General features: G+C 50.1%; 12 protein-coding genes and 1 riboswitch. Of the genes, 6 read left to right on the plus strand and 6 right to left on the minus strand.

Going from position 1 to position 13,395, the window contains the following annotated elements; genetic code table 11:
• The 6 genes from mraZ to leuO all read right to left on the minus strand — a co-directional run bounded on the left by mraZ (position 1) and on the right by leuO (position 5,734).
• Positions 1-459, minus strand: coding sequence for a division/cell wall cluster transcriptional repressor MraZ (mraZ, locus tag C1192_RS12570; RefSeq protein WP_000488289.1), 459 nt, complete (start codon positions 457-459; stop codon positions 1-3).
• A 601-nt stretch (positions 460-1,060) separates the two neighbouring features.
• Entirely contained in the window at positions 1,061-2,065 is a 1,005-nt protein-coding gene (gene cra, locus C1192_RS12575) for a catabolite repressor/activator (RefSeq protein WP_001517741.1), read from the minus strand.
• 81 nt (positions 2,066-2,146) lie between these two features.
• On the minus strand, positions 2,147-2,233 hold the full coding sequence (locus tag C1192_RS25160) for a hypothetical protein (protein WP_032141500.1): 87 nt from the start codon (positions 2,231-2,233) through the stop codon (positions 2,147-2,149).
• Positions 2,234-2,244: 11 nt separating this feature from the next.
• Positions 2,245-2,736, minus strand: coding sequence for an acetolactate synthase small subunit (gene ilvN, locus C1192_RS12580; RefSeq protein WP_001252744.1), 492 nt, complete (start codon positions 2,734-2,736; stop codon positions 2,245-2,247).
• Between the two features lie 2 nt (positions 2,737-2,738).
• Positions 2,739-4,463, minus strand: a complete 1,725-nt coding sequence (ilvI, locus tag C1192_RS12585) for an acetolactate synthase 3 large subunit (RefSeq protein ID WP_000425629.1) — start codon at positions 4,461-4,463, stop codon at positions 2,739-2,741.
• A 317-nt stretch (positions 4,464-4,780) separates the two neighbouring features.
• Positions 4,781-5,734 (minus strand): transcriptional regulator LeuO, encoded by a 954-nt coding sequence (leuO, locus tag C1192_RS12590; RefSeq protein ID WP_038354951.1) that lies wholly within the window; start codon positions 5,732-5,734, stop codon positions 4,781-4,783.
• 658 nt (positions 5,735-6,392) lie between these two features.
• Here leuO and leuL point away from each other — a divergent pair.
• The 6 genes from leuL (at position 6,393) to sgrR (ending at position 13,256) form a co-directional block, all read left to right on the plus strand.
• Positions 6,393-6,479 carry a leu operon leader peptide gene (gene leuL / locus C1192_RS12595; RefSeq protein ID WP_010378126.1) on the plus strand — a complete coding sequence of 29 codons (87 nt, stop codon included), beginning with the start codon at positions 6,393-6,395 and terminating at the stop codon, positions 6,477-6,479.
• 91 nt (positions 6,480-6,570) lie between these two features.
• Entirely contained in the window at positions 6,571-8,142 is a 1,572-nt protein-coding gene (leuA, locus tag C1192_RS12600) for a 2-isopropylmalate synthase (protein WP_038354950.1), read from the plus strand.
• A complete protein-coding gene (leuB, locus tag C1192_RS12605) occupies positions 8,142-9,233 on the plus strand; it encodes a 3-isopropylmalate dehydrogenase (RefSeq protein ID WP_038354949.1) in 1,092 nt (363 codons plus the stop codon). Before leuA ends, leuB begins: the two co-directional genes overlap by 1 nt.
• Before the next feature lie 2 nt (positions 9,234-9,235).
• The gene (gene leuC, locus C1192_RS12610; protein WP_001140679.1) at positions 9,236-10,636 is read left to right on the plus strand and encodes a 3-isopropylmalate dehydratase large subunit; all 1,401 of its coding nucleotides are present in this window, start codon (positions 9,236-9,238) and stop codon (positions 10,634-10,636) included.
• Between the two features lie 10 nt (positions 10,637-10,646).
• Positions 10,647-11,252, plus strand: a complete 606-nt coding sequence (gene leuD, locus C1192_RS12615) for a 3-isopropylmalate dehydratase small subunit (RefSeq protein ID WP_001517737.1) — start codon at positions 10,647-10,649, stop codon at positions 11,250-11,252.
• Between the two features lie 348 nt (positions 11,253-11,600).
• Positions 11,601-13,256 carry a DNA-binding transcriptional regulator SgrR gene (gene sgrR / locus C1192_RS12625; RefSeq protein WP_001517736.1) on the plus strand — a complete coding sequence of 552 codons (1,656 nt, stop codon included), beginning with the start codon at positions 11,601-11,603 and terminating at the stop codon, positions 13,254-13,256.
• A gap of 33 nt (positions 13,257-13,289) precedes the next feature.
• A riboswitch (TPP riboswitch) is annotated at positions 13,290-13,389 on the plus strand.
• The last annotated feature ends 6 nt before the right edge of the window (positions 13,390-13,395 follow it).

The raw sequence follows: 13,395 nt of genomic DNA on the forward strand, positions 1-13,395 counted from the left end.
TTATAGAGACAAGTCCTGCAGTCGTTCCGACAAGCTTTCGGTAACAGACTGTTCAGCGTCGATATCTTCCCTGACCTGTTGATGCCAGGTTGTTTCATCCCACAGTTCAAACTTGTTGAACTGTCCAACCAACATCACTTCTTTTGTCAGCCCGGCATGTTGCCGCAGTACTGGCGCGATTAATAATCGACCTGCGCCATCCATCTGACATTCACTGGCATGGCCTAACAGAAGGCGCTGCACACGGCGCTCAACCGGGTTCATGCTCGACAGACGCGATAATTTTTGCTCGATAATTTCCCATTCAGGAAGGGGGTAAAGCAGCAGGCATGGGTGATGAATGTCAATGGTACATACCATTTGACCGGCAGCGTTCCCGAGCAGCTCTTCCCGATAACGGGTGGGCACCGATAAGCGCCCTTTACTGTCGAGATTGACTAACGTTGCTCCCCGGAACATGCCAGTCTTCCCCCAATTACCACTTTATCCCACAAATTCCCACTAAAAGGAGTTTACGGAGCGGAGGAAAAGCTTGTCAAGCCAGGAACATTCTTTACCGAAGCAAAAAACCCAATGTTTACGACTAATATCTGCATTGTTTAAAAATCGCCCAACGAACGAAGCAAATTAACGTCATGAATAGTTGTAAGAAAAATTCCCACTCATCATTACCGTTTTAAAAACGACTCCATTTTCCTTAATGAAAATATAAAGTGTCAGTTTGCGACGCGAGCGGCATTTTAGGACATATCGCCCCCGGATAACAGTCCCTGTTGCGCGTGCACCGCGCCTGACGCCAGTGGCTTTGTGTAAAAGTTTAGAAAAGTGTTTGTTTAATCGGCAATTGACGATTTGCATGTAACAAAATAATGCAATCGCAACCTGGCGTTACGCCTTAATTATCATTAGGCACAAAGAATGAAGTTAATTGGGGAGATATTTCGAAGGTCTTATGGATAATTGTCAGGAATAGTCTTATTTACATAAAGGATATTGATGTCCAATTACGTACTCAATGCGCCAGCGACAATCCGCTGACGCATCATTTTCTGTTTAACGCTTAGCTACGGCTGAGGATGCCACGGCGATAGAGATTTCGTTTGATGCGCGTTAAGCCCGGTTTTGGCTTACGCGGCTCATCCAGGCTCGCCAGGACAATCTCCAGCACGCGTTCTGCGACATCACGATGACGCTGAGCCACCGCCAGCACTGGGCATTGTAAGAAGTCGAGCAATTCGTTATCGCCAAAGGTCGCAATCGCCAGATCGGAAGGAAGTTTGCCATCGCGGCGCAACGTAACATCCATAACCCCCTGCAACAATGCAAAAGAGGTAGTAAACAGCGCCTGCGGCATCGGATGCGTTTCCAGCCATTTTTCGAATAGCTGGGCAGCGGCTTCCCGCTCATAGCTGTTGGCATAAAGAAAATGCACTTCGCGCGGATCATCTTTCCAGGCCGTGCGGAAACCCTGTTCACGCAGGAAGCTGACAGAAAGCTCCGGCAGTGCACCAAGATAAAGCACTGTCTCGGCCGGAAACTTACGTAACTCTTCCGCCAACATTTCAGCATCATCCTGGTCAGCGCCAACGACGCTGGTAAAGTGTTCACGATCAAGCGCACGATCCAGCGCGACAATCGGGAACGGGTCGTTAGCCCAGCGTTGATAGAAAGGATGCTCTGGCGGCAGCGACGTCGAAACAATGATGGCATCGACCTGACGCTGTAAAAGATGCTCAATACAACGCATTTCGTTGTCTGGCTGATCTTCAGAACAGGCAATTAATAGCTGATAACCACGTTGCCGCGCCTGGCGTTCAAGATAGTTAGCAATACGGGTGTAACTTGTGTTCTCCAGATCGGGGATCACAAGACCAATAGAACGTGTGCGTCCAGCACGAAGCCCAGCCGCCACGGCATTCGGGTGGTAATTGTGCTCACGCACCACAGCCATGACTTTTTCAACGGTTTTGTCGCTCACACGGTATTGCTTCGCTTTGCCGTTAATAACATAGCTTGCAGTGGTCCGCGATACTCCCGCCAGCCGAGCGATTTCATCCAGTTTCACAATTGCCCCTTGCGTAAAATGTAAAAACCATAACCATTGTACTGGTATGGATTAAATTCATTAACATCTAAGCGCAGAAAATTAACTGCGGCAACTGCTTTTATTCCAGGTTCCTACTGAATTCGCAAAAAAAGCCCAACGTGACATACTGGGCTGTAAATTGCGTATTGAGATCATTCTTAACGCATTATTTTATCGCCGCGTGAAAGTCCGACAACGCCGGAGCGGGCAACTTCAACAATTTTCGCCACATCGCGAATCGATGCTAAAAATGCATCGAGTTTATCGCTGGTTCCCGCCAGTTGAACGGTATAAAGCGACGGTGTGACATCGATAATTTGCCCACGGAATATTTCCGTATTGCGTTTCACTTCGTCACGTCCGTAGCCGCTGGCCTGAATTTTCACCAGCATAATTTCCCGCTCAACGTGCGCGCCCTGCCCCAGTTCGCTCACGCGCAAGACATCGACCAGCTTGTGTAATTGCTTTTCGATCTGCTCAAGCACTTTTTCATCGCCCACGGTCTGGATAGTCATGCGCGATAATGTCGGATCGTCGGTTGGCGCAACGGTCAGACTTTCAATGTTATAGCCACGCTGGGAAAAAAGGCCGATCACACGGGATAACGCGCCTGATTCATTTTCGAGTAATACTGATAATATCCGGCGCATAATCAGGTTCTCTCCGTTTTGCTTAACCACATTTCATCCATTCCACCCCCGCGAATATGCATCGGGTAGACATGCTCACTGCCATCAACGGTGACATCAACAAACACCAGACGGTTATTACCGACCTGCTCAAGTGCCTCGCTCAGTTTGCTTTCCAGCTCATCCGGACGTGAAATTTGGATACCCACATGGCCATAGGCTTCTGCCAGACGGACGAAATCTGGTAGCGACTGCATATAAGATTGTGAATGACGGCCGGAATAGATCATGTCCTGCCATTGCTTCACCATCCCCAGGTAGCGGTTATTGAGATTCACCACCAGCACCGGCAGTTCATATTGCAAGGCTGTAGACAGTTCCTGAATGTTCATCTGAATACTGCCATCGCCAGTGACGCAGACCACGGTTTCTCCCGGCAGTGCCATTTTGACGCCCAGCGCCGCAGGTAAACCAAAGCCCATAGTGCCGAGGCCGCCGGAGTTGATCCAGCGACGCGGTTTATCGAAAGGATAATAAAGCGCGGCGAACATCTGGTGTTGCCCGACATCGGACGTCACATAAGCGTCCCCCTTCGTCAGTCGCCAGAGCGTCTCGATCACCGCCTGCGGTTTAATGCTTTCACTGTGGGTATCATATTTCAGGCACTGGCGAGCGCGCCACTGTTCAATTTGCTGCCACCAGTCGCGGATCTCATCCAGAGGTTGCGAAGAGGTTTCTTGCGGTAACAATTCCAGCATTTGCTCCAACACCAGACGCGCATCGCCAACGATCGGGATGTCGGCGGTCACGGTTTTTGAGATCGAGGTAGGATCGATATCAATATGTAACACTGTCGCATTTGGGCAGTACTTTGCCAGATTGTTAGTGGTGCGATCATCAAAGCGTACACCAACCGCAAAAATGACATCGGCATTATGCATCGTCATATTAGCTTCGTAAGTGCCGTGCATTCCCAGCATTCCCAAGGCCTGACGATGCGTTGCCGGAAACACACCTAATCCCATTAATGACGAGACGACAGGAAGATTAAGTTGCTCAATAATCTGTTTGAGTTGTTGATGGCAACCCGCAGTCACTGCGCCACCGCCAACGTAAATTACCGGTTTTTTCGCCGCCACCAGCGTTTGCAGCGCGCGTTTAATCTGCCCCTTATGGCCCAGCGTTGTTGGGTTATAAGAGCGCATACTGACCGACTCCGGCCAGACGTACGGTAATTTGTTCGCCGGATTAAGAATGTCTTTCGGTAAATCAACCACCACAGGCCCAGGACGACCGCTTGCCGCCAGCCAGAATGCCTTTTTCAGCACCTGCGGTATATCTTCCGTTTGCTTAACCAGAAAACTGTGTTTAACCACCGGCCGGGAAATTCCCACCATGTCACACTCCTGAAAGGCATCGTAACCTATCAGCGAGGTTGCTACCTGCCCGGAAAGGATAACCAGCGGAATGGAGTCCATATAGGCAGTGGCGATACCAGTAATTGCGTTGGTGGCCCCAGGGCCCGATGTCACCAGCACAACGCCCACTTCTCCGGTCGCGCGCGCCAGACCATCGGCCATATGCACTGCCGCCTGTTCATGACGAACTAATACGTGATCAATACCGCCCACGGTATGCAATGCATCGTAAATATCAAGGACTGCGCCTCCGGGGTAACCGAATACTTGTTTAACGCCCTGATCGATAAGCGATCGGACGACCATCTCGGCTCCAGACAACATCTCCATGGCTTGCCTCACTGTTTGGCGGAAAAAATGTGTAAAACACATTAACCGTCCGATCTGGCTTAAGCAATTGACAGGCAGAGTCACAAGCGTGAATAAATAAGAATAAACAGGAGGAAAGGAGAAAATAAACGATAAAATACTCCAGAATGGCGGACAGAATTGATAATAAATCGGCTAAATCTGCCTCGTTACAGCAATTTCTCTATTTTTTTATTATTTCTAATATCAGGGTGAACATGCATTCAGAATAAAATTCTACATTGAATAAAAAATGCAGAATAAACCAGAGATGCACACCTGATTTACTCTGCCTCTGCTTAACGTTTACAAATAGAGACTAATTGCTCTTCCATCCATTGATGACCTTTATCACGCCCGGCTGCCTCATGCCAGGAGAGGTAACAGGTTCTGCTATTTTGTTTTAATGGCAGCGGTAATATCTGCAATTCTAAGGATTCAGCAAACTCCTCAGCCAGCCAACGAGGCGCAATAGCGACAAGATGCGTTTGCGACACCACGCTAAGGACGCTCATCATTGCCATTCCCTGATAAGCGATACTGGCTTGTTTATCTACTGTGTCGTACCACGGTTGACTAAACGACGCGAAACGGTCGAGCGAAACTGCCGCATGTTGTTCGTTATAAACATCATGTTTCAGTAATGGGCCGTTAATCGTCGGATGCTTCTTACTAGCTACCAGTACCATTTCATCTTTAAATAATGGAACGCTGGTAAATTCAGGACGATGGAAGTCTTCATAACTAATAACGAACTCCGTTTCCTGATAACGGAGTTGATGTTCGGTGTTCTGATTTAATGAAGACTTGAATATCACATGAATATTTGGCGCAATTTGCTCAATGTGATTATAAATCTGCGAGGTCAGAATGCTATCTAACGGGCTGCAAACACAGAGATGGAATACGCGCTCGCTGCTGGAAGGCTCAAACCCTGAACCCGGTAACTCGTTTTGTACTAATTGCAGCGCCTGACGCACAGAGCCAAAAAGCTGAAATGCGCGGGCAGTCGGTTGGATGCCACGACCATAACGAACAAACAACTCGTCATTAAACATCACCTTCAGGCGTGCAACAGCATTACTGACCGCAGGTTGCGACATTCCCAGAACATGCGCGGCACGAGTAATATTCTGCTCCTGCATCACAGCATCGAAAACGGTTAATAAGTTTAAATCGACCATACGCAACTGTGGCTTGCTTAAATCCACAATCTCCGCAATCTCTGGATGATCTGTTTTTACCTCTGACATACTTAACTCCACTGTCACACTTAACTCCCTTTCCCTTATTGGAATGCAGAGAAATAATCCTGAAAAATATTATTTACCATGCATATAAAATAAGAAGAAGGAAAATGAGTAAAATTAGGAAAACATAAAGATAAGGGTTCTGATAAAAACAGAATCCATTGCCGTGCGAAGAGTCATTCATCACAGCTTAATAATCCATAATGTTTTTGTTGCGAAAACATTCTAATCATAACCACCACGAATAATCAATCATCTAAAAAATGGATTAATTGTGCTAATTTAATGCTTAATTTATGCGTTTAATATATTAATCCTTAACATTAATCGTTCAATAATATTCACTAAATCAATATAAAAACATTCGTACAGCATATAATTCAATACAAATCATCAGGATAGTTGCGGTAGCAAGCAAGTTTTACTCTTTCTTACCTCGTTGATTAAATGCAATAAATTATTCTGAAGTATGTCTACCAATGAAAAGTATGAGCGGTTAAACAGAAATTAATATCGACTGTTTTTACTCTTGCAGCACAATTAGCTAATTTGACGCATACAGAACTCTCGCTGGTGAACCGTTTTTGTTGCATCAGGGTTGACATCCGTTTTTGTATCCAGTAACTCTAAAAGCATATCGCATTCATCCGGAGCTGATTTAATGACTCACATCGTTCGCTTTAACGGTCTACTACTACTAAACGCATCTTCTTTGCGCGGTAGACGAGTGAGCGGCATCCAGCATTAAGCCAGCACGCAGTCAGACAAAAAACCCGCGCATTGCGCGGGTTTTTTTATGCCCGAAGCGAAGCGCCCTAAAAGAGACAAGGATCCAAACTATGAGCCAGCAAGTCATTATTTTCGATACCACATTGCGCGACGGTGAACAGGCGTTACAGGCAAGCTTGAGTGCGAAAGAAAAACTGCAAATTGCGCTGGGCCTTGAGCGAATGGGGGTTGACGTGATGGAAGTCGGTTTCCCCGTCTCTTCGCCGGGCGATTTCGAATCGGTGCAAACCATTGCTCGCCAGGTCAAAAATAGCCGCGTTTGTGCGTTAGCCCGTTGCGTGGAAAAAGATATCGACGTGGCGGCAGAATCCCTGAAAGTTGCCGAAGCCTTCCGTATTCATACCTTTATTGCCACCTCCCCAATGCACATTGCCACCAAGCTGCGCAGCACGCTGGATGAGGTGATCGAACGCGCCATCTATATGGTGAAACGTGCACGCAATTACACCGATGATGTTGAATTTTCTTGCGAAGACGCCGGACGCACACCGATTGCCGATCTGGCGCGAGTGGTCGAAGCAGCAATTAACGCCGGTGCCACTACCATCAACATCCCGGACACCGTGGGCTATACCATGCCATTTGAGTTCGCCGGAATCATCAGAGGTCTGTATGAACGCGTACCAAACATCGATAAAGCCATTATTTCCGTACACACTCACGATGATTTAGGCCTGGCGGTCGGCAACTCGCTGGCGGCGGTACATGCCGGAGCACGGCAGGTAGAAGGTGCGATGAACGGGATCGGTGAACGTGCGGGTAACTGTTCGCTGGAAGAAGTGATCATGGCGATCAAAGTGCGTAAGGATATTCTCAACGTCCACACCGCCATTAATCACCAGGAGATATGGCGCACCAGTCAGTTAGTTAGCCAGATTTGCAATATGCCGATCCCGGCAAACAAAGCCATTGTTGGCAGCGGCGCGTTCGCACACTCCTCCGGTATTCATCAGGATGGCGTGCTGAAAAATCGCGAAAACTACGAAATCATGACACCAGAATCTATTGGTCTGAACCAAATCCAGTTAAATCTGACCTCTCGTTCTGGTCGTGCGGCAGTAAAACACCGCATGGATGAGATGGGATATAAAGAAAGTGAATATAATTTAGACAATCTGTACGACGCTTTCCTGAAACTGGCAGATAAAAAAGGCCAGGTATTTGATTACGACCTGGAGGCTCTGGCCTTTATTGATAAACAGCAAGAAGAACCGGAACACTTCCGTCTGGATTACTTCAGTGTGCAGTCGGGGTCTAACGATATCGCCACTGCCGCCGTCAAACTGGCCTGTGGCGGGGAAGTCAAAGCGGAAGCCGCCAACGGTAATGGCCCGGTCGATGCCGTCTACCAGGCGATTAACCGTATCACTGACTACAACGTCGAACTGGTGAAATACAGCCTGACCGCCAAAGGCCACGGTAAAGATGCGCTGGGTCAGGTGGATATCGTCGCTAACTACAACGGTCGCCGCTTCCACGGCGTCGGCCTGGCCACCGATATTGTCGAGTCCTCCGCCAAAGCAATGGTGCACGTGCTGAACAATATCTGGCGCGCCGCAGAAGTCGAAAAAGAGTTACAACGCAAAGCTCAACACAACGAAAACAACAAGGAAACCGTGTGATGTCGAAGAATTACCATATTGCTGTTTTACCTGGGGATGGGATCGGACCGGAAGTCATGACCCAGGCCCTGAAAGTACTGGATGCCGTGCGTAACCGCTTTGCGATGCGTATCACCACCAGCCATTATGATGTCGGCGGCGCAGCCATTGATAACCACGGGCAGCCGTTGCCGCCAGCGACGGTTGAAGGCTGTGAACAAGCCGATGCCGTACTGTTTGGCTCGGTAGGTGGCCCGAAGTGGGAGCATTTGCCGCCAGACCAACAACCAGAACGCGGCGCGCTGTTACCTCTGCGTAAACATTTCAAATTATTCAGCAATCTGCGCCCGGCAAAACTGTATCAGGGGCTGGAAGCATTCTGTCCGCTGCGTGCTGATATTGCTGCTAACGGCTTCGACATCCTGTGCGTGCGTGAGTTAACCGGCGGCATCTATTTCGGTCAACCGAAAGGCCGTGAAGGTAGCTGTCAGTATGAAAAAGCGTTTGATACCGAGGTATATCACCGTTTTGAGATCGAGCGCATTGCCCGCATCGCGTTTGAATCTGCCCGCAAACGTCGCCGCAAAGTCACGTCAATCGACAAAGCCAACGTGCTGCAATCCTCTATTTTATGGCGGGAGATCGTTAACGAGATCGCCATTGAATATCCGGATGTTGAACTGGCACATATGTACATCGACAACGCCACCATGCAGTTGATTAAAGATCCGTCGCAATTTGACGTGCTGCTGTGCTCCAACCTGTTTGGTGACATTCTTTCTGACGAATGCGCGATGATTACCGGTTCGATGGGGATGTTACCTTCCGCCAGCCTGAACGAACAAGGTTTTGGTCTGTATGAACCGGCAGGCGGCTCTGCGCCGGATATCGCAGGCAAAAACATCGCTAACCCAATTGCGCAAATTCTGTCGCTGGCGCTGCTGTTGCGCTACAGCCTGGATGCCGATGATGCGGCTTCCGCTATTGAACGCGCCATTAACCGCGCATTAGAAGAAGGCATTCGCACCGGAGATTTGGCCCGTGGCGCTGCCGCCGTAAGTACCGATGAAATGGGCGATATCATTGCCCGCTATGTGGCAGAAGGGGTGTAATTATGGCTAAGACGTTATACGAAAAATTGTTCGACGCTCATGTAGTTTACGAAGCTGAAAACGAAACCCCGCTGTTATATATCGACCGCCATCTGGTGCATGAAGTGACGTCACCGCAGGCGTTTGATGGTCTGCGCACCCACGGACGCCCGGTACGTCAGCCAGGTAAAACTTTCGCCACTATGGACCACAACGTCTCGACCCAGACCAAAGACATTAATGCCTGCGGAGAAATGGCGCGCATCCAGATGCAGGAGCTGATCAAAAACTGCAAAGATTTTGGCGTCGAGCTGTATGACCTGAATCACCCGTATCAGGGAATTGTCCACGTGATGGGGCCAGAACAAGGCGTCACCTTACCGGGAATGACCATTGTTTGCGGCGACTCGCATACCGCCACCCACGGCGCGTTTGGCGCACTGGCGTTTGGCATCGGTACTTCCGAAGTTGAACACGTGCTGGCAACGCAAACCCTGAAGCAGGGTCGTGCGAAGACCATGAAAATTGAAGTCCAGGGTAAAGCCGCACCAGGAATTACTGCGAAAGATATCGTGCTGGCAATTATCGGTAAAACCGGCAGTGCAGGCGGCACCGGGCATGTGGTGGAGTTTTGCGGTGAAGCAATCCGTGATTTAAGCATGGAAGGTCGCATGACCCTGTGCAATATGGCAATCGAAATGGGCGCAAAAGCCGGTCTGGTTGCGCCGGACGAAACCACCTTTAACTATGTCAAAGGCCGTCTTCATGCGCCGAAAGGCAAAGATTTCGACGACGCCGTCGCCTACTGGAAAACACTGCAAACCGACGAAGGTGCAACTTTCGATACCGTTGTTACTCTGCAAGCAGAAGAGATTGCGCCGCAAGTCACCTGGGGCACCAACCCAGGCCAGGTGATCTCCGTGAACGACAATATTCCCGATCCCGCTTCGTTTGCCGATCCGGTTGAGCGCGCGTCAGCAGAAAAAGCGTTGGCCTATATGGGGCTGAAACCGGGTATTCCGCTGACCGAAGTCGCTATCGATAAAGTATTTATCGGTTCCTGCACCAACTCACGTATTGAAGATTTACGTGCAGCGGCGGAAATCGCCAAAGGGCGGAAAGTTGCGCCAGGCGTTCAGGCACTGGTCGTTCCCGGCTCCGGCCCGGTAAAAGCGCAGGCAGAAGCAGAAGGGCTGGACAAAATTTTTATTGAAGCGGGTTTTGAATGGCGCTTGCCTGGCTGCTCAATGTGTCTGGCGATGAACAACGATCGCCTGAATCCGGGCGAGCGTTGTGCCTCCACCAGCAACCGTAACTTTGAAGGCCGCCAGGGGCGCGGCGGGCGCACGCATCTGGTTAGCCCGGCAATGGCGGCCGCCGCTGCCGTCACCGGTCATTTCGCTGACATTCGCAACATTAAATAAGGAGCACACCATGGCAGAGAAATTTATCAAACACACAGGCCTGGTTGTTCCATTGGATGCCGCCAATGTCGACACTGATGCCATTATCCCGAAACAGTTTTTGCAGAAAGTGACGCGCACTGGTTTTGGCGCGCATCTGTTTAACGACTGGCGTTTTCTGGATGAAAAAGGCCAACAGCCAAACCCGGACTTCGTGCTGAATTTCCCACAATATCAGGGCGCTTCCATTTTACTGGCGCGGGAAAACTTCGGCTGTGGCTCCTCGCGTGAGCACGCTCCCTGGGCGCTGACCGATTACGGATTTAAGGTGGTGATTGCGCCCAGTTTCGCGGACATCTTCTACGGCAACAGCTTTAACAACCAGTTGCTGCCGGTGAAATTAAGCGATGCCGAAGTGGACGAGCTGTTTACACTGGTGCAGGCTAATCCGGGAATTCACTTCGACGTGGATCTGGAAGCGCAAGAGGTGAAAGCGGGGAATAAAACTTATCGTTTTACCATCGATGCCTTCCGCCGCCACTGCATGATGAACGGTCTCGATAGCATCGGTCTGACGTTGCAGCACGGCGATGCCATTGCTGATTATGAAGAGAAGCAACCGGCGTTTATGCGCTAGTTTTATGAGTCGGATAAGGCATTCACGCCGCATCCGGCACTCAATCGCCAAAAAGAAAAAAGCCAGCAGGTATTCACTGCTGGCGTGGCGATTAACACCAATACTCAGTCACACATGATGTCTGCAGATCAGTAGTCAGAATGACTCCCCTCCCACTGCATCAGTTATTCAAGCATGGCTAATCGTTGTGGAACGCTTAACCAACTCAGTCAGCACATCATTGCTGTCATTGCAAAATAGTGCCGATAAAACTGACGAATGGGATACCTCCTTGCTTCATCGTTAAGAATTATTGACTTAATATAGGGATAATAAAATTGCTGACTTTTGCGCAGGAGTTCCCCTTTTATGCCTTCAGGTCGTCTGCAACAACAGTTCATCCGGCTGTGGCAATGCTGCGAGGGTAAATCGCAGAACACGACGCTCAACGAACTGGCAGAGTTATTGAGCTGTTCCCGCCGTCATATGCGCACCCTGCTAAACACCATGCAGGATCGTGGCTGGCTGACGTGGGAGGCGGAGGTTGGCCGCGGTAAACGCTCGCGTTTGACCTTCCTCTACACCGGACTTGCGCTTCAGCAACAGCGGGCGGAGGATCTGCTGGAACAGGATCGTATCGATCAACTGGTGCAACTCGTCGGTGATAAAACCGCTGTGCGGCAAATGTTGGTTTCCCATCTGGGGCGTAGCTTCCGCCAGGGGCGGCACATTCTGCGCGTGCTCTACTATCGTCCGTTGCGTAATCTGCTACCTGGCAGCGCATTACGCCGTTCCGAAACGCATATCGCCCGGCAAATCTTCAGCGCGTTAACCCGCATAAATGAGGAAAATGGGGAACTGGAGGCGGACATTGCCCACCACTGGCAACAAATTTCCCCACTTCACTGGCGTTTCTTTTTACGTCCCGGTATCCAATTTCATCATGGCCGTGAGCTGGAAATGGACGATGTCATCGCCTCTTTGAAACGGCTCAATACGCAGCCGCTCTATTCCCACATTGCTGAAATTGTTTCGCCAACGCCCTGGACGCTGGATATCCATCTTACGCAGCCCGATCGTTGGTTGCCGTTACTACTGGGGCAAGTTCCGGCGATGATCCTGCCGCGGGAATGGGAAACCATCAGCAACTTTGCCAGTCATCCGATCGGCACCGGTCCGTATGCGGTAATGCGTAACAGCGCCAATCAGTTGAAAATTCAGGCATTCGATGACTTCTTCGGTTATCGGGCACTCATCGATGAAGTTAACGTCTGGGTTCTGCCGGAAATTGCCGACGAGCCAGCCGGAGGGCTAATGCTGAAAGGGCCGCAGGGTGAGGAAAAAGAGATTGAAAGCCGCCTGGAAGAAGGTTGCTACTATTTACTGTTCGACAGCCGCACCCATCGCGGGGCGAATCAGCAAGTCAGAGACTGGGTAAGCTACGTTCTTTCTCCGAGCAATCTGGTCTACTTCGCGGAAGAACAGTACCAGCAACTCTGGTTCCCGGCCTACGGACTGCTCCCCCGTTGGCACCATGCCCGCCCCACGCATTGCGAAAAACCCGCCGGGCTGGAAAGCCTTACCCTGACCTTTTATCAGGATCATATTGAACATCGGGTAATTGCCAGGATCATGCAGCAAATTCTGGCGAGTCATCAGGTAACGCTTAACATCAACGAGATCAGCTACGATCAGTGGCATGCGGGAGAGATCGAAAGCGATATCTGGCTTAACAGCGCCAACTTTACGCTGCCGCTGGATTTTTCGCTGTTCGCGCATTTGTGCGAAGTGCCGCTGCTACAACACTGTATTCCGATCGACTGGCAAGCCGATGCCGCGCGCTGGCGCAATGGCGAGATGAATCTGGCGAACTGGTGCCAGCAGTTAGTGACCAGCAAAGCGATGGTGCCATTGATCCATCACTGGCTGATCATTCAGGGGCAACGCAGTATGCGCGGCCTGCGCATGAATACCCTTGGATGGTTCGATTTTAAATCAGCGTGGTTTGCACCGCCGGATCCATGATTGCTGGTTGATAACAAACTCACTACACTAACGCCGTTCTCAACGGGGTGCCACGCAAATGCGTGCGCTGAGAAAATACCCGTCGAACCTGATCCGGATAACGCCGGCGAAGGGATTTGAGGCTCCTTCTCAAGTCCTT

Source organism: Escherichia marmotae (assembly GCF_002900365.1).
Taxonomy (GTDB): Bacteria; Pseudomonadota; Gammaproteobacteria; order Enterobacterales; family Enterobacteriaceae; genus Escherichia; species Escherichia marmotae.